The organism is Marinactinospora rubrisoli (genome assembly GCF_042664915.1).
GTDB classification, from domain to species: domain Bacteria; phylum Actinomycetota; class Actinomycetes; order Streptosporangiales; family Streptosporangiaceae; genus Marinitenerispora; species Marinitenerispora rubrisoli.
On the sequence record NZ_JBHTBH010000013.1, the window covers coordinates 19,728 to 36,110 of the forward strand.

The window sequence follows — 16,383 nt, forward strand, 5'->3', positions numbered from 1 at the left end:
ACGCGGAGTCGACCCGCACAGGACGCGCCCCCGCCCGCCGGCGGGGGCGCGTCCGCGTTCGTTGCGGCGGCCGGCACAGGCCGTCACAGATCGCCGAGCAGCAGTTCCGGGCGTTCGACGCAGTCCGCGACGAACCGCAGGAACCCGCCGGCCTCCGCGCCGTCGCAGACCCGGTGGTCGAAGGTCAGCGTCAGCTCGGTGACCAGGCGCGCCCGCACCGCGTCCTCGGTGTCCGGGGCGTCCGCCGGGACCCACGGGCGCCGCACGATGCGCCCCATGCCCAGGATCGCCGCCTCCGGGTGGTTGATGATGGCGGCGGAGCCGTCCACGCCGAACACGCCGTAGTTGTTGACCGTGAAGGTGCCGCCCGTGAGCCGTCCGGGGGGCAGCGTGCCGGCGCGGGCCGCGTCGGTCAGCGCGGTCAGCTCGGCCGACAGCTCCCGCGCGGACATCCGGTGGGCGTCGTGCACCACCGGCACGAGCAGCCCGCGCGGTGTCTGCGCGGCGAAGCCCAGGTTCACGTGGGCGAACCGGACCACCTCCGCGCGGTCGGCGTCCACCTGGGAGTTCAGCGCCGGGAACCGGGCCAGCCCCAGCACGCAGAACCTCGCCAGCAGCGCCAGCAGGCTCACCGGGCGGTCCGGGGCCGCCTCGTTCAGGGCGGACCGCAGCCGCAGCAGGCCGGTGGCGTCGGCGTCCACCCAGACCGTCGCCTCGGGGATCTCCCGGCGGGAGCGGGACAGCCGTTCCACCATCGTCCGGCGTGCCCCGCGCAGCGGGATTCGCTCGACGCCCGGGCGCTCGGCGTCCGCCGCCGCCCCGGCCGGCGTGGCCCGCTCCCCGGCCACGGCGATCGCGCTCTCCACGTCGCGCCGCAGGACCAGACCGCCCTCGCCGCTGCCGGCGATCGCGGCCACGTCGAGCCCATGCTCCCGGGCCAGGCGCCGCACCAGCGGCGAGACGACCGGGACACGGCCGCGGGGCGCCGCACCGGCGCCCGGCCGGGGCGGGCGTGGCGCACGGCGGGCGCCACGGGACCGCCGGGGGCGCTCCTCGGCCGTGCCGTACCCCACGAGGACCGCACCGGATCCCGTCCCTTCCGGCGCGGCCCCGCCCACGGGCCCGCCGCCCTCCGCCGAACCGCGGGCCTCCGGCACCGCCACGCCCGGCTCGGCGAACCCCGTGGCCGGCCGCGCGGGCGCGGTGTCGACACTGATCAGCGGCGCGCCGACGGCGACGGTCTCGCCAGGGGCGCCGTGCAGCGCGGTCACGGTGCCATGGAAGGGGCAGGGAACCTCGACCACCGCCTTGGCGGTCTCCACCTCCGCCACCGGCTGGTCCACGTGCACGGTGTCGCCCACGGCGACCAGCCAGGTGAGCACCTCCGCTTCGGTCAGCCCCTCGCCCAGGTCGGGCAGCGGGAACTCCCGCACGGCGGACGGGCCGGTCACGAGCCGACCCCCGTCCGCTGCCGAAGCGTGCCCTCGGCCGCCCCCGGCGCTCGGGTGCCGGTGGGCGGCACCCACTCGGCCTCCCACTGCAGGCGGCTGATGGCGTCCAGCAGCCGGTCCACGCCGGGCAGGTGCAGATGCTCCAGCTTCGGCGGCGGGTAGGGGATGTCGAACCCGCCGACCCGCAGCACCGGTGCCTCCAGGTAGTGGAAGCAGTGCTCGGTGACCCGGGCCGCCACCTCCGCGCCGTAGCCGGCGAACGTCGCGGCCTCGTGGGTGACCACCGCGCGCCCGGTCTTCAGCACGGAGGCGGTGACGGTGGCGTCGTCGAACGGGGCGAGGCTGCGCAGGTCGACGACCTCCACGTCCCAGCCCTCCTCGCGCGCGGCGTCGGCGGCGTCCAGCGCGGTCTGCACCGTCGGGCCGTAGGCGATCAGCGTCACGTCGGCTCCGGGACGGCGCACCACCGCGCGGTCCATGGGCTCGGTGCGCACCGGGGTGCCGACCTCGGCCTTGCTCCAGTAACGGCGCTTGGGCTCCAGGAAGATCACCGGGTCGGGGCAGGCGATCGCCTCGCGCAGCATCGAGTAGGCGTCGGCCGGAGTGGCCGGGGTGACGACCTGCAGGCCGGGGGTGTGCGCGTAGTAGGCCTCGGAGGAGTCGCTGTGGTGCTCGACGCCGCCGATCCCGCCGCCGTAGGGGATGCGAACGACCAGCGGCAGCTCCAGTCGGCCCCGGGTCCGGTTGCGGGTCTTGGCCACGTGTGAGACCACCTGCTGGAAGGCGGGGTAGCCGAAGGCGTCGAACTGCATCTCGACCACCGGGCGCAGGCCGCGCATGGCCATGCCGATGGCGGTGCCCACGATCCCGGACTCGGCGAGCGGGGAGTCGAAGCAGCGGTCCTCGCCGAACTCGGCGGTCAGGCCGTCCGTCACCCGGAAGACGCCGCCGAGCGGGCCGACGTCCTCGCCGTAGACGACGACGTCGGGGTCTTCGGCGAGCGCGTCCCGCAGCGCGAGGTTGAGCGCCCGCGCCATGGACATCTCGGTCATGGCCTCAGCCCTCCCGGAGTTCGTCGCGCAGGTCGGCGCGCTGGTGGGCGAGTGAGGGCGGGATGCTCGCGTAGACGTGCGCGAACAGGTCCTCGGGGTCCGGGTCGTCCGCCTCGGCGAGCCGCTTGCGGACGTCGGCGGCGACCCGCTCGGCCTCGTCGGCGAAGCGGGCCAGGTCCGCGTCGCCGGCCGCGCCTTCGGCGCGCAGCAGCGCCTCCAGCCGGCTGACGGGGTCGCGGTCCCGCCAGTACGCCACCTCGGCGTCCCGGCGGTAACGCTGCGGGGCGTCGGAGTTGGTGTGCGGGTCGAGCCGGTAGGTCCGCGCCTCGATGAGCACCGGCCCGCCACCGGACCGCGCCTCGGCCAGCGCGCGGGAGACCACCGCGTACACGGCGGCGGCGTCATTGCCGTCCACGTGGTAGCCGGGCATGCCGTACCCGACGGCCTTGTGCGCGAGCGTGGGCGCCCGGGTCTGCTTCTCCACGGGGACGCTGATGGCCCACCCGTTGTTCTGCACCAGGAAGACCACGGGGGCGTTCCAGACGGCGGCGAAGTTGTACGCCTCATGCGCGTCGCCCTCGCTGGTCGCGCCGTCGCCCATGAGCACGAGCGCGGCCGTCTCCTCGCCCTTGCGGCGCGCCGCGTAGGTGAGGCCCACCGCGTGCGAGGCGTTGCTGGCCAGCGGGGTGCACTGCGGGGCGCAGCGGTGCGGCCGGGGGTCGTAGCCGCTGTGCCAGTCGCCGCGCAGCAGCGTCAGCACCTCGATCGGGTCGACGCCGCGGGTGAGCAGCGCGACGCTGTCGCGGTAGGTGGGGAACAGCCAGTCCTGTTCCGCCAGTGCCAGCGCGCCCGCGACCTGGCACGCCTCCTGTCCGTAGGAGGAGGGGTAGACGGCGAGGCCGCCCTGTCGCGCCAGCGCGCTGGCCTGCCGGTCGAAGCGCCGCCCGATGACCATGCCGCGCAGCAGCGCCATGAGCGTGTCGTGGTCGGGGGATGGGACCACGGGCTCCGCGGTGCGCCGGCCGTGCCGGTCGACGAGCCGGATCGGCTCCAGGGAGGGAAGTGCCGGAACGGTCACGGGGCCGTTGCTCTCGGTGCGCTCCATGTCTTGAATATGTGTCGATTTGCCGCATAGTGTCCATAGCGCCGGGCGAAACCTGGGCAGATGGCCCCAAGGGCGGCTCAGGGCGCGCCGAACGTCCACCCGGTCCGCGACGCGAACGGTGTGAGGTGAGACACATGGTCGTCGATCTCGACGACGTGGACCGCCGGATCATCGCGCTGCTGCGCGCCGACGGCCGCATGTCCATCCGCGCCGTGGCCGAACGGACGCACATCTCCCGCGCCAACGCCTATGCGCGCCTCGACCGGTTGCACGGCGAGGGGGTGATCCGCGGGTACACCGCGGTCATCGACCCGGAGAAGTACGGGACCGGGCTCGCCGCCTACGTGTCCGTCAAGATCCAGCAGCATTCCTGGGAACGGTTCCGTGACTATCTGCGTGACATTCCCGAGGTGGACCACGCGGCACTGGTGTCGGGCGACGTGGACCTGCTGCTGCTCGTCCGGGTGGCGGACGCCTCGGCGCTGCGCACCTTCGTCCTGGAGCGCCTGCAGCGCATCCCCGAGGTGCGGTCCACCCAGACGATGTTCATCCTCGACGAACCGCATCTGGGCGAGGGCGAACGCGGCGCGGACACGGGGAGGTGACGGCCGGTTCGGTGCCGCTTCCGGGGGCATTCGCCGCCCGGGCCGGTCCGGGGTGGTGCCGGGTGGTAGCGTCCAGCGCCGAACGTGTCGCCGTCCGGACCGGGCGCCGCGACCTCCACCCGCGCGAGACGAGATCGGTGCGAAGAGATGGCCGAGCATGACGACGTCGTGAGACGCCGAACACTCCTTCGCGGCGGCTTGGGCGCCGCGCTGGGCGTCTCGGCGCTGTTCGGCGCCGCCGCCTGTTCGAACGCCCGGCAGGAGCCCAGCGGGCCGGCCATCGAGGTCGGCGACCCCGCCCGGACCGGCCCGGCTCCGTCCACCACGGAACCCTGTGCGGAGACCACTCCGGCCGGCGGCACTGCCCCGGGCGACGGCGCCACTCCCACGCCCACCCGGGAGCAGTGCGCGGAGACCGCCCGACACCCGTACGCGCCCACGGCCCCCGTGAGTCCCCGGACGCCTACGACACCCATGGCCCCCATGACTCCCCGGCAGCCAGCGGCCCCCCGGCCGTCGGCCGCGACCGGCCGGCCGAGCGCCCCGAGGCCCCGGCGGTGACCGGAACGCCCGCGAGCGCGCCCCTCAGCGCGCCCGGCCCAGGCTGAGCAGCCCGCAGCCGTACCCCCGCGCCCGCCCGATCCCGCTCGTCAGCGTCTGGCGGAGCCGCTCGGCGTCGGTCACCTCCAGCAGGCCCTCGAACATCGTGGTGTGCAGCGTCACCGGCGGCTGCCCGCGTCCGCGGCGGAACCGGAGCTTGCGCGCGTCACGGATCAGTACCGCGGGCCGCCCCTGCGGCCCGTCGCCGTCGGCCCTGGGCACGATGAAGCCCCACTTCGGCGTCCGGTCGACCAGCCACTCCACCTGCGCGCCGGGGTCGACGACCGGCGCGACCACGCTGCGCCCCCGCTCCTCGGCGAACCGGGCCCGGGCCGGATTCAGGGTGACGCGGAACGCCCAGCGCTGCCCGTCCGCCAGCTCGTCCAGCAGCGTCTTGTACTCGCGCGACTCGAACGGGGTGCCGGCCGCCGGCCAGCCGTACGGCTCCACCACGTGGTGCAGGTCCGGCCGGTCCGGCGACACGACCCACAGCACGGGCCGCCGCGGGTCGTCGCGGTCCAGCCGCCACAGCACCCGCGGTCCCTCGCCGCCGTTCGTGGGCGGGTCGGTGGGGAACGCCTGGAGTACGGCCGCGTGCACCTTCTGCGGGGCGTCGAGGAAGGCCGGCGCGCCCCTGCGGCGCGGATTGATGAAGGCCCGCGTCAGATACACGATCCACCCCCGATTCCTCACGGTCCCTCGGCCGCGTACCGCCCGGCTCCGGCCGGCACGCCGCCCTTCGGCTGCGCGGGACGATACTCCGAGTCCCGACCCATCGTGGCGCGGCCGTGGCGCGCGCGGCCCGGGAACACGCGTGCGCGCCGCCCGTGTGGCCGGGACCGGCCAGGGCGGCGGCGGACCGCCGTCGGGCGCGGTCCGGCGCGACGGTACGGTACGGCCATACCGCGGGCCGCCGACACGTGATGGAGACCTCATGGACCTTGTGGAGTATCGGTCGCGGGTACGCGGGTGCCTGCTGGGCGGGGCGGTCGGCGACGCCCTCGGCGCCCCGGTCGAGTTCACCGGTCTCGCCGCCATCCGGGAGCGGTTCGGCGCCGCCGGAGTCCGGGAGTTCACCGGCGGAGTCCACGGCGCGATCACCGACGACACCCAGATGACCCTGTGGACCGTGGAGGGCCTCATCCGCGCCGGGGTGCGCCGGGACCGCGGTCTGGGGTTCAACCCGGTGGGACCGGTCCACCACGCCTACTTCCGGTGGTACGACACCCAGGTCCTCGCCGGGCCGCCGGCTCGCGGTGGCGGCTGGCTGCAGGACGAGCGGTGGCTGTACGCGCGCCGGGCGCCCGGCAACACCTGCATGGGCGCGCTGGGGCGGGACGCGCCGCACTTCGGCGCCGCTGCCGCCAACGACTCCAAAGGGTGCGGCGGCGTGATGCGGAGCGCCCCGTTCGGCCTGCTGCCCTACTGGCGCAACAGCGGACCCGCAGAGCCCGACCGGCTGGCCTTCCAGTGGGCGGCCGACGCCGCCGGGCTCACGCACGGCCACCCCACCGGCAAACTCGCCTCCGGCGCGCTCGCGGTGCTGATCGCTCGGCTCGTGGCCGGCGCCGGGCTTGAGGCGGCCCTGGACGCCGCCATGACCGAGCTGGCCGCCCACGAGCACCACGAGGAGACCACCCGCGCCCTGCGCCATGCCCGTGCCGCCGCCGCCGACCGGCCGGCGACCGCGGAGACCGTCGAGGAGCTCGGCGGCGGCTGGATCGCCGAGGAGGCGCTGGCCATCGCGGTGTTCGCGGCGCTCAAGCACCCCGAACCGGGCCCGGACGCGTTCCTGAACGCGCTCGCCCTGGCCGTCTCGCACTCCGGCGACAGCGACTCCACCGGCGCGATCTGCGGGAACATCCTGGGCGCGCTCCACGGCGAGCCGGCGGTTCCGCCGGAACTCGCCTTCGAGGTCGAGGGGCGCGCCACCATCCTCGTGCTCGCCGACGACTTCGTCTACGAGTTCACCAGTCCGCAGCGCCTGCACGACGAGTCGCGTCTCGACGGCCGCTGGCGGCGCCGCTACCCCGGGGGCTGAGCGGGGCCGGCCGCGGCGGCCGTCGCGGCACCGGCGAGGTGCACGCGGCATCCGGCGCCGCAGTGGGCGCCGCGCGGGGAGTTTCGGCCGTGTCCCGAAGGCCGTCACCTCGGTCAGGCGCGCGGGCCCGGTCCCCGTTGCGAGCAGCGCCGTCCACCGGCTCGGTGCGCCGGGGCGGCCATCGGCATGTCGCGGACCGGGGGTGGCGTTGAGTGAGGCTCGCCGGCTCCGCTTCACCGGGGTGCGGCGCCTGCACGATGAGTCGCCTCCCAAGAGCCGCTGGCGCCAGCGCTACCCCGGGGGGGAAGACCGTGGCGGCAAGGGGCGGTCATCGACGGCGCGAGGCCGGCGGCCGTGGTCGGCCCGATGGGACACACGTGGGTGAACACCCCGGCGGAGTCACCCCCCGCGTCGTGTTATCCGCCTTCGCGGCCGGCGCGGTCACCCGGACCGCGCGCGTCCCGTGGCGTCCCACCTCGCACGCCGTGCCCGGCACGCCCGTGACGGCGGACGCCGTCGCTCCCGCGAGGTGCAGTGCGGCACCCAGCGCCGCCACCGGCGTCTCGCCGGCGGGTGCGCCCACGACCCGCCGGCCACCGCCTCGACCAGGAAGACCAGCCCCGGCCCGGTGGCGAGCAGCGCCGTCCACCGGCCCGGTACGAAGGCGACCACGATGGTCACCGCCACGGCGTAGTACAGCCCGTACGGCACCGGCGTGCCGGGGAGCCGGTCCAGGTCCTGCGGGCCGATGCCCGCCGCCGTCAGGGCCAGCGCCGTCACTGGCAGGTCGCGGACAGGCGGCGTTCGATGGCGCATCGCCGTCTCCTCAGCCGCGCGGCGTCCCGGTCGGCCGGTCGCCGTCCGGCCGCTCGCTCCCCGCCAGGCTGTCGCGGCGGCGGCGGCTCCGTCATCCGCCCAGGAGCGACTTCCGGCCACGCCTCTCGTCGTAGCCCGCGTCGCCCCGGCGGGCCATGGTCACGGCGCGCCCGCGCGCCGAAACGGAACGGTGAGCCGCCGAGCGAGCGCAGCCGGTGCCGCCTCTGGCCGTAGGCCCTGTTGCGGGGCCGGTGGAGTGGAGCGAGGTGGGGAGCGTGACCGGGGGTGCGGAGCGGTGAGTCGCCGAGTGAGCGCAGCCGGCGTCGCCTCTGGCCGTAGGCCCTGTTGCGGGGCCGGTGGAGTGGAGCGAGGTGGGGAGCGTGACCGGGGGTGCGGAACGGTGAGCCGCTGAGCGAGCGCAGCCGGCGCCGCCACCGGCCGTAGGCCCCTGCCGCGGGGCCGGTGGAGCCGAGCGAGGTGGGGAGCGTGACCGGAAGCACGGAGCGGTGAGCCGCCGAGGTAGCGCAGCCGGTGTCGCTTCTGGCCGTAGGCCCTCTTGCGGGGCCGGTGGAGTGGAGCGAGGAGGTGAACGCGGCCTGTGGACAACGACCGCGTTCCGCGCGGTCGGCCGCGTAGCATCCGGAAAGAGGGGAACCGACACGCTCGATAGCACAAGGGGGCACACATATGCCGGCAGGAGACGGCGGCCGGGGACGGCGGTACGGAGGCGGGCGCCCCGATCGGGGGCCGCGCCGTGAACAGCCCGAGATCGCCGGGCGCCGCGATGCCGAGCGGCTGGCGGCGGAACTGCGCCGCATGGCCGGTTCCTCCTACGGCCGGTACAAGGCGCTCGTCGGCGACTGGGACTTCGGCGACTTCACGCTGACCGTGCGGCGGGTCCAGGCCGATCCGTTCGCGCCGCCCTCCCGCATCGAGGTGCGCGTTCCCGCCCGCGTCGCCGAGCTTCCCGGGGACGCCTGGCGCACCCCGGTCCGGCGCCGCGCCACCGCCGACTACCTCGCACGGCACGCCCACCGGGTGCTGCGGGGCTCGCGGCTGCGCATCGACGCCGGCGGGCAGGAGGTCATCGAACGCGCCTCCTGCCGGATCGCCGAGGGCGCGGTGGAACTGCGCCTGGGCATCGACCTGCCCGGCCACGGCCGCCGCATCGACGCGCGCGCCGCCGAGCACGAGCTGTGCGAGCGGCTGCCCGGCCTCGTGGCGGCGCTGCCCTGGCCCGCCCTGGACACCGCCGAGGCCACCGCGTTCGCCGACACCGTCGAGGACGCCGTCGCGCTGCGCGACCGGCTGCCCGAGCTCGGCCTGGTGGCCTTCGTCGCCGATGCCTCGATGCTGCCGCGCCGCAGCGGCGTCAGCGACCTGCCCATGATCGGCGACGCGGTGCCGTTCCGGTCGCCCGAGAGCCTGCGCGTCACGGTCAAGCTGCCGCACAGCGGCGAGATCAGCGGGCTGGGCGTTCCCGAGGGCATCACGCTCATCGTCGGCGGCGGATTCCACGGCAAGTCCACCCTGCTGCACGCGCTGGAGCGCGGGGTGTACGACCACGTGCCCGGCGATGGCCGCGAGTTCGTGGTCACCCGAGCCGACGCGGTGAAGATCCGCGCCGAGGAAGGCCGCAGGGTGGAGCGCACCGACGTCAGCGCGTTCGTCCGCAACCTGCCCACCGGCGCCGACACCGTTGACTTCCGTACCGAGAACGCCTCGGGTTCCACCTCGCAGGCCGCCAACATCGCCGAGGCCCTGGAGGCGGGCGCCGGCACCCTGCTCGTGGACGAGGACACCACGGCCACCAACCTGATGATCCGCGACGCGCGGATGCAGGCCCTCGTGCACGGCGACAGAGAGCCGCTCACCCCGTTCGTCGACCTGGTCCGTCCGCTGCACCGGCGGTTCGGGGTCTCCACGGTGCTGGTCATGGGCGGCAGCGGCGACTACTTCGATGTCGCCGACCAGGTCGTCATGCTGGACGAGTACCGGCCCTACGACGTCACCGACGGCGCCCGGAAGCTGGCCGCCGACCGTACCGACGCCGAGTTCCGGATGCCCACTCCCCGCGTGGTCGACCCTCGGTCGGTCGACGCCCACGACCGCGGCCGCCCCCGGGTCAAGCGCCGCGATATGGACGTGCTCACGTTCGGCTCCTCCGACATCGACGTCCGCGGCCTCGTCCAGCTCGTCGACCCCAGCCAGGTCATCGGCGTCGGCCTCGCCCTGCGCACCCTCGCCGAAGAGGGCCTGCTCGACGGGGAGCGCACGCTGGCCGACGCGCTCGACGCGCTGGACGCCCGGGTGGCCGAGTCCGGGGTCACCGCCATCGGCCGCGGCCACGCCGGCGACTACGCGCTGCCCCGCCGGTTCGAGGTCGCCGCGGCCCTCAACCGGCTGCGCACCCTGCGCGTACTGCGGCGGACCGCCCGGCCCGCCGCCGACGGCGACTGACGGTGGACGCGGGCGGGTGCGGCTCCGGCGGCCCGGGCGGCTGGTTCCAGGGGGAGCCCAGCGAGGGCGGTGAACGGCGAGGACGCGGACACGGCACGTGCGCCCGCCCACGGCGAGGCACCCGTACGCATGGGCGCTCTCTTCGTCGAAGGACGCGCTCCGGCGGCGCGCGGTCGGCGGCACGCGCGCCCGGCGTGCGCAGCGCTCAACGATCCACCCGCGTCCGCCGGGCGGCGTTCGGCACGCGCCGTCAGTGAGCCGCGCCCTCCGCGCGCCCGCGCCCCGGCGTCCGTCGGCGGTCCGGCGGAGAACCCCGGTCGGCGGCCGAAACGTCGCCCATGCGGGCGGGTCGGTGCAGGTCGGTATTCTTGAGGGTGAATTCCGGGCGAGGCGGACGCCCCGCCGCGTCCGTGGACGTCGAGCCGCCCTCCGGCCGGCGAGCCGCCCCCGAGATCGCTCCGCGTGAGAATGGAGAGCCTTCCAGGTGCGAGATCCCGCAGATCTCTACGAGTTGCGCCCTGATGTCCCGGACATCTCCGGGGCCGTCCTGCTGGTCAACCTGGACGGGTACATCGACGCCGGCGCCGCGGGTCGGCAGGCGGTCCAGAGCCTCCTCGCCGGTGGCGACGCGACCGAGGTGGCCGTCTTCGACATCGACCGGCTGCTCGACTACCGGTCCCGGCGCCCGGTCATGACCTTCGACGGACGGAGCTGGAGCGGCTACGCCGACCCCGCCCTGACCCTGCACCTCCTCCACGACGCCGAGGACACCCCCTACCTGCTCCTGGCCGGCCTGGAGCCGGACCGCGAGTGGGAGCTGTTCGCCGCCGCCGTGCGCCAGCTCATCGACCGCTTCTCGGTGAGCCTCACGGTCGCGTTCCACGGCATCCCCATGGCGGTGCCGCACACCCGTCCGGCCACGGTGACGGCGCACGCCACCAACACCGACCTCATCTCCGACCACACCCCGTGGACCGGCGAACTCCAGGTGCCGGGCAGCGCGGTCAATCTGCTGGAGTACCGGCTCGGCCAGGCCGGGCACGACTTCATCGGCTTCGCGGTGCACGTGCCCAGCTACCTCGCCCAGTCCGAGTACCCGCGCGCCGCCATGACCGCGCTGGAGTTCGTCTCCGGGGCCACCGGGCTCGCGCTGTCCACCCACCCCCTGGAGGACGCCGCCCAGGCCACCGACACCGAGATCGAGCAGCAGGTCGAGGCGTCCGAGGAGGTGCAGCGGGTCGTGCGCAACCTGGAGCAGCAGTACGACGAGTTCATGGCCTCGCACGGCAACCCGGCCGGCGACCCCCTGCTGGCCGCCGACGAGTCGGCCCTGCCCACCGCCGAGGAACTCGGCGCCGAACTCGAACGCTTCCTCGCCGAGCGCGATCGCGGGGCGGAGGGATGACCGGGACGGCGGGCCCCGTGCTCTACCAGATGCTGTTCCACGCCGTTCTGCGGCACACCGACGCCGAGCGCGTCCACGGCCTGAGCGCCGCCGCGCTGCGCGGCGCCACGGCGGTCCCCGGTGTGGCGTCCGTCATGTCGCGGCTGCTCGGCGCACGGGAGCCGGAGCTGCGGGTGCGCGCGCTCGGCCGCGAGTTCGCGGGTCCGCTCGGCATGGCCGCCGGGTTCGACAAGAACGCGCGTCTCGTGGACGGCCTCGCGGCCCTGGGCTTCGGCCACGTCGAGATCGGCACCGTTACCGGACGGCCGCAGCCCGGCAACCCCCGCCCGCGGCTGTTCCGGCTGACGGCCGACCGTGCCATCGTCAACCGGATGGGCTTCAACAACGAGGGCTCCGCGGTCGTGGCCGAGCGGCTGCGTGCCCGGGGCCGGCGCCGCCGGTCCGGCCCGCCCGTGGTCGTCGGCGCCAACATCGGCAAGACCAAGGCGGTCCCGGAGGAGCAGGCGGTCGAGGACTACGTCGCCAGCGCCCGCCGGCTCGCCGACGTCGCCGACTACGTGGCCGTCAACGTCAGCTCGCCCAATACTCCCGGCCTGCGCGACCTGCAGGCCGTGCACCACCTGCGCCCGCTGCTGACCGCCGTGCGCGCCGCCCTGGACGAGGCCGGGCGTCCGGACCTGCCGCTGCTGGTGAAGATCGCCCCGGACCTGGCCGACACCGACGTCGACGCCGTCGCCGACCTCGCCCTGGAGCTCGGGCTGCACGGCATCATCGCGACGAACACCACCATCGCCCGCGAGGGCCTGGTCACCCCGCCCGAGGAGGTGGCCGCGGCCGGTGCGGGCGGTCTGTCCGGCGCACCGCTGAAGGCCCGTGCCCTGGAGGTCCTCACCCGGCTGCGCGCCCGGGTGGGCGACCGCCTGGTGCTGGTCGCCGTCGGCGGAATCGAGACGCCGGAGGACGCCTGGGAGCGCATTCGGGCCGGCGCCACGCTGGTGCAGGGATACACCGGTCTCGTCTACGGCGGTCCGCTCTGGCCGCGCCGCATGCACCGGGGCATCGCCCGCCTCGCCCGCGCCGCCGGATACGCGTCGGTCACCGACGCGGTGGGCAGCGCCGTCGCCGAGGACCGCGCGGCGTCCTGACCGCCGGGCGTCGGCCCGCGCACCCGCGACCGCAGGTGGGTCCCGCTTGGGGCGCGGGCCGCGCGGTGCTGTTGATGGGACTCATGGGACAAGTGGGTTAATTGTGGCGAAAGTGGCCATCCGGCGGTACCGGAAGGACTACCATCGCGGCGGAACGTCCGCCCTTCGTCTGATGGGGAGCCTGTGAACGACCTCGACCCTGCGGCGGCCGAGCGGGCCTTCCGCCTGATCGTGACGGGCGGCGGAACGGGCGGCCACACCTACCCCGCCCTCACCGCCGTACGGACGCTGTGGGCGCGGCTCGCGGCGCGTGGGCAGCCGCTCGACGTGCTCTGGGTGGGCGCGGCCGGGAGCCTGGAGTCGCGCGTCGCCGCGAGCGAGGGGATCGCCTTCTCCGCCGTCGCGACCGGCAAGATCCGCCGCGCGAAGAACCCCGTCAAGATGCTCACGCCCGAGAACGTGCGCGACATGACCAACGTGCCGCGCGGCGTGCTCCAGGCGCGGGAGCTGGTGTCGGACTTCCGGCCGGACGTGGTGCTGGCGACCGGCGGCTACGTCGCGGTCCCGGTGGGCGTGGCCGCGTGGCTGTGCGGCCGCCCGCTGGTGGTGCACGAGCAGACGGTCCGCCTGGGCCTGGCCAACCGGGTGCTCGCGCGGGCCGCGGCGCGGGTCGCGGTGTCCTCGGACTCCACCGTGCCGCTGCTGCCGGAGTCCGCCCGCTCGTCGGCGGTGGTGACCGGAAACCCGGTGCGCCCGGAGGTGCGGACGGGCGTGGCGGAGAAGGCCGTCCACGCGCTGGGCTTCCACGGCCACGATCCGGCGCTGCCCACCGTCTACGTCACCGGCGGCGCACAGGGCGCGGTGCAGATCAACGAGACGGTCGGGGCGATCCTGCCGTGGCTGCTCGGCCACGCCAACGTCGTCCACCAGTGCGGCGAGGCGAACGTGGCCGCCCTGCGCGAGCGGGCCGCGTCCCTGCCGGCCGACATCGCCGGCCGCTACCACGTGACCGGGTTCGTCGGCGGCGAACTGCCCCATGTGCTGGCACTGGCCGACGTGGTCATCTCCCGCAGCGGCGCCGGAACCATCGCCGAGCTGACCGCCCTGGGCAAGGCGTCCGTCCTGATCCCGCTCGCCTCTTCGGCCGGCAACGAGCAGGCCCACAACGCCCGCCACCTGCAGGAGACCGGGGCCGCGGTCGCGCTCGTGGACGAGGTGACCCCCGACACCCTGCGCGCGGCGGTCACCCCGCTCCTGACGGACCCGGCCCGCCGCGAGGCCATGGCCGACCGGGCGCGCGCCCACGGCAGACCCGACGCGGCGGAGCGGCTGGTCGACTTGCTGCTGTCGGTGACGGGGGAAGCGAACGGACCCGTCGGCTAGGGCGTGTCTGGGAAGTCGGAGCCATTCGTCGATGACCGCGATCAGGGCGGTGGCCTCGTAGCTTGAGGCGAGCTTGTCGTAGCGGGTCGCGACCGCCCGGTCACGCTTGAGCTGGTTGATCCCGCGTTCCACCGTGTTGCGGTGGCGGTAATCGGCCTTGTCGAAGGCAGGCGGGCGGCCGCCGCGGCTTCCCTTGCGCTTGCGGGCGGCGATCCGGTCGGCGGGCTCGGGGATGGTCGCCTTGATCCTGTGCCTGCGCAGGTAGGAGCGGATCACGCGGGAGCTGCAGGCCATTTGCGGTGCACCGGTGGCCGGTCGGTGGCCGCCGGTTCGCGGCGGGCCGGGCGCATGAGCGTGTGCTCCGGGCTGCCGTGGCCCTCTCCACTCCGGTCCCGGCGGAGCCGTTGCCGCAGCCAATGGGGAGCGGTCGCGGCGCGCACGGCCGCGTGCGGAGCAGGTGCGCCGTTCGCCGAGTTCGTTTCGGCAGGTTGCGGCGAGCCGGAGAGACCGCGCATGCGGCGCTCTCCGTGGTGGTGAGCGCGAGCCGGGCGGTCCGGCAGAAGGAGCGGTGGGAGGTGTCCGCGCCGTGCCCGGCGGTCTCGCCCGGGCCGGAGCGGTTCACCGTCATGGGGAGGCCGCACGGCGCGTCGGGGCGTTCAGCAGCCGCGGCTTCTCGTGCCACGTCGGAACGGCCGGGCCGGTCGCACACGGTGGCGGTGAGCTGCGGACCGGACGCGACAACCGGCGTTCGGGTCCGCGTGTTCGCACCGGCCGGGCCGAAGGCGGGACATGGCGGTCCGGACCATACGGGAGCGCGGCGCGAAGGGCGTACCGGCCGGTCATCAGCACGCCGGCCGTGGGCGCCCTTCGCCATGCCCGCGGCCGGTTCGGCGAACTCCCGTCAAGGTAGGGGGACGCTCGTTCCGGTGCGCGGCGGGAGTGCCGCCCGGCCGGGAATCGCGGCGGGCTCGCGGTCCCGCCTGCGGCCGCTCAGCGCGTCGCGAGCGGCACCGCGCGGTCCAGCTCCGCGCCCAGCAGTGGGCCCGTCAGGTGCGCCGGGCGGACCCGGACGCCCGTGACGCGGTCCGCGATGGCCAGGACGGCCGCTCCCGGCTCGGGGCCGTCGCCGGGCTCCGGGGGCGCGGGCAGCACGCCGACGGCCGTCATGTGCTCGACGAGGGCGTCCGGGCGGGTGCCGCGGCGGATCTCGGGGGAGCGGGCGTCGAAGCAGGTCTGCAGGACGCCGTCGATCACCCAGCGGAACTCGTAGCGGTGCTCCATCACGACGCGCACCGACACCATCTCGGTTTCGGCCGACAGTGTGCGGTACACGTCGGGGCGCGCGGCACGGCAGCCGGTCGGTTCGATCACCAGCGCCCAGCCGGCCAGGCTGAGCACGTGGGCGGTGCACGGGGGAGCGAACTGCGAGCACAGGTCCGCCTCGACCGCTTCGGCGATCGGCAGGCAGCGCATGTCCCGATCGTCGGCGCCGAGGCGCCGCAGTGCCTCCGTCTTGCTGAGACCGCGGACATAGGACAGGCAGTACGCCTCGGCCAGATCGGGCTGGGCTTCCTGCAGCCACGCGTAGTCGCGGGCGTACGCCACGGACATCGGTCCGTCCCTTCGCAAATCCGTGAGTCGTGCCGGCGGGGCGCCGTCGGCTGGGGTCGATGTGCCGGCACTGGCCGGATTCCCGCCGTGCGGGGAGACAAGCGGGCCGGTTCAGGACACCGCCCGGTGGTTTGAGTCCCGATGGGAGGGTATCCCCGGCGGCGCGGGCGACGCCACCATCACCAGGATGCGCCGCAGCAGCTCAGTGGGCGTGGCGCCGGCGTCGATGACGACCCCCGCCTCGTCGTCGTGCAGCGGCTCCAGCCGGGCGAGCTGGGACTCCAGCAGCCGGGAGGCGCGGGCGGTCCCGGGCCGCTCCCGGATCCGGCGGGACAGCAGCTCCCGTCCGGCCGAGAGGTGCACCACGTACAGCCCCGGGTCGCCGCGGCGCAGCACGTCGCGCTGGGCGCGGGCCAGGGCGGGGCAGACCAGGACGACGGGCGTTCCGCCGCTGCGCTGGTCGGCGAGCCAGTCGGCGATCCGGCTGATCCGCGCCCCGTGGCCGGCGCCCGTGGGATCGGCCGCGTCCTCCAGGTAGGCGGCGGCGAGCGACCGCGCGACCAGGCGGGCCACGTTCGCCGCTCCGGTGCCGGTGACGCCCATCACCACCAGGGCCCGGCGTGACCGGAACGCCCGCCAGCCAGCGCCGTCAGTACTACCACCCACGCCGCCCCACCCTACGCGGGTTGCGGGGACGGTCCCGAATCCG

General features: G+C 75.2%; 13 protein-coding genes. 6 read left to right on the top strand and 7 right to left on the bottom strand.

Annotated elements, in window-relative coordinates; all coding sequences use genetic code 11:
- Positions 1 to 83: 83 nt before the first annotated feature.
- The 3 genes from ACFQRF_RS23065 to pdhA are packed head-to-tail and all read right to left on the bottom strand — an operon-like array spanning position 84 to position 3,608.
- Positions 84 to 1,451: a dihydrolipoamide acetyltransferase family protein gene (locus ACFQRF_RS23065; protein ID WP_379873263.1), complete on the bottom strand. Its 1,368-nt coding sequence runs from the start codon at positions 1,449 to 1,451 to the stop codon at positions 84 to 86.
- Positions 1,448 to 2,503: an alpha-ketoacid dehydrogenase subunit beta gene (locus tag ACFQRF_RS23070; protein ID WP_379873264.1), complete on the bottom strand. Its 1,056-nt coding sequence runs from the start codon at positions 2,501 to 2,503 to the stop codon at positions 1,448 to 1,450. Before ACFQRF_RS23070 ends, ACFQRF_RS23065 begins: the two co-directional genes overlap by 4 nt.
- A 4-nt stretch (positions 2,504 to 2,507) precedes the next feature.
- Positions 2,508 to 3,608 carry a pyruvate dehydrogenase (acetyl-transferring) E1 component subunit alpha gene (gene pdhA / locus ACFQRF_RS23075; protein ID WP_379873265.1) on the bottom strand — a complete coding sequence of 367 codons (1,101 nt, stop codon included), beginning with the start codon at positions 3,606 to 3,608 and terminating at the stop codon, positions 2,508 to 2,510.
- A gap of 134 nt (positions 3,609 to 3,742) precedes the next feature.
- Between pdhA and ACFQRF_RS23080 the strand changes: the two genes are divergently transcribed.
- Positions 3,743 to 4,213 carry an Lrp/AsnC family transcriptional regulator gene (locus ACFQRF_RS23080; protein WP_379873266.1) on the top strand — a complete coding sequence of 157 codons (471 nt, stop codon included), beginning with the start codon at positions 3,743 to 3,745 and terminating at the stop codon, positions 4,211 to 4,213.
- A gap of 585 nt (positions 4,214 to 4,798) precedes the next feature.
- On the opposite strand, the gene cas6e is transcribed toward ACFQRF_RS23080, so the two are convergent.
- Entirely contained in the window at positions 4,799 to 5,485 is a 687-nt protein-coding gene (cas6e, locus tag ACFQRF_RS23085) for a type I-E CRISPR-associated protein Cas6/Cse3/CasE (RefSeq protein WP_379873267.1), read from the bottom strand.
- Positions 5,486 to 5,747: 262 nt separating this feature from the next.
- Between cas6e and ACFQRF_RS23090 the strand changes: the two genes are divergently transcribed.
- Positions 5,748 to 6,854 carry an ADP-ribosylglycohydrolase family protein gene (locus ACFQRF_RS23090; RefSeq protein ID WP_379873268.1) on the top strand — a complete coding sequence of 369 codons (1,107 nt, stop codon included), beginning with the start codon at positions 5,748 to 5,750 and terminating at the stop codon, positions 6,852 to 6,854.
- Positions 6,855 to 7,295: 441 nt separating this feature from the next.
- On the opposite strand, the gene ACFQRF_RS23095 is transcribed toward ACFQRF_RS23090, so the two are convergent.
- Positions 7,296 to 7,670, bottom strand: coding sequence for a hypothetical protein (locus tag ACFQRF_RS23095; protein WP_379873269.1), 375 nt, complete (start codon positions 7,668 to 7,670; stop codon positions 7,296 to 7,298).
- A 687-nt stretch (positions 7,671 to 8,357) separates the two neighbouring features.
- Between ACFQRF_RS23095 and ACFQRF_RS23100 the strand changes: the two genes are divergently transcribed.
- From ACFQRF_RS23100 to ACFQRF_RS23115, 4 genes are all read left to right on the top strand, one after another.
- Positions 8,358 to 10,130 carry an ABC-ATPase domain-containing protein gene (locus ACFQRF_RS23100; RefSeq protein WP_379873270.1) on the top strand — a complete coding sequence of 591 codons (1,773 nt, stop codon included), beginning with the start codon at positions 8,358 to 8,360 and terminating at the stop codon, positions 10,128 to 10,130.
- Positions 10,131 to 10,614: 484 nt separating this feature from the next.
- A complete protein-coding gene (locus ACFQRF_RS23105) occupies positions 10,615 to 11,535 on the top strand; it encodes a proteasome assembly chaperone family protein (RefSeq protein WP_379873271.1) in 921 nt (306 codons plus the stop codon).
- Positions 11,532 to 12,680: a quinone-dependent dihydroorotate dehydrogenase gene (locus ACFQRF_RS23110; protein ID WP_379873272.1), complete on the top strand. Its 1,149-nt coding sequence runs from the start codon at positions 11,532 to 11,534 to the stop codon at positions 12,678 to 12,680. Before ACFQRF_RS23105 ends, ACFQRF_RS23110 begins: the two co-directional genes overlap by 4 nt.
- A 183-nt stretch (positions 12,681 to 12,863) precedes the next feature.
- Positions 12,864 to 14,063 (top strand): UDP-N-acetylglucosamine--N-acetylmuramyl-(pentapeptide) pyrophosphoryl-undecaprenol N-acetylglucosamine transferase, encoded by a 1,200-nt coding sequence (locus ACFQRF_RS23115; RefSeq protein WP_379873273.1) that lies wholly within the window; start codon positions 12,864 to 12,866, stop codon positions 14,061 to 14,063.
- Between the two features lie 990 nt (positions 14,064 to 15,053).
- Here the strand turns inward: ACFQRF_RS23115 and ACFQRF_RS23120 are convergent.
- Positions 15,054 to 15,674 carry a DUF6461 domain-containing protein gene (locus ACFQRF_RS23120; RefSeq protein WP_379873274.1) on the bottom strand — a complete coding sequence of 207 codons (621 nt, stop codon included), beginning with the start codon at positions 15,672 to 15,674 and terminating at the stop codon, positions 15,054 to 15,056.
- A gap of 111 nt (positions 15,675 to 15,785) precedes the next feature.
- Positions 15,786 to 16,340: a hypothetical protein gene (locus ACFQRF_RS23125; RefSeq protein WP_379873275.1), complete on the bottom strand. Its 555-nt coding sequence runs from the start codon at positions 16,338 to 16,340 to the stop codon at positions 15,786 to 15,788.
- Positions 16,341 to 16,383: the final 43 nt, after the last annotated feature.

Coding starts and splice junctions, on each gene's coding strand:
- ACFQRF_RS23080 (WP_379873266.1), top strand. CDS start 3,743: ATGGTCGTCGATCTCGACGACGTGGACCGCCGGATCATCGCGCTGCTG.
- ACFQRF_RS23110 (WP_379873272.1), top strand. CDS start 11,532: ATGACCGGGACGGCGGGCCCCGTGCTCTACCAGATGCTGTTCCACGCC.
- ACFQRF_RS23090 (WP_379873268.1), top strand. CDS start 5,748: ATGGACCTTGTGGAGTATCGGTCGCGGGTACGCGGGTGCCTGCTGGGC.
- ACFQRF_RS23120 (WP_379873274.1), bottom strand. CDS start 15,674: ATGTCCGTGGCGTACGCCCGCGACTACGCGTGGCTGCAGGAAGCCCAG.
- ACFQRF_RS23100 (WP_379873270.1), top strand. CDS start 8,358: ATGCCGGCAGGAGACGGCGGCCGGGGACGGCGGTACGGAGGCGGGCGC.
- pdhA (WP_379873265.1), bottom strand. CDS start 3,608: ATGGAGCGCACCGAGAGCAACGGCCCCGTGACCGTTCCGGCACTTCCC.
- ACFQRF_RS23070 (WP_379873264.1), bottom strand. CDS start 2,503: ATGACCGAGATGTCCATGGCGCGGGCGCTCAACCTCGCGCTGCGGGAC.
- ACFQRF_RS23095 (WP_379873269.1), bottom strand. CDS start 7,670: ATGCGCCATCGAACGCCGCCTGTCCGCGACCTGCCAGTGACGGCGCTG.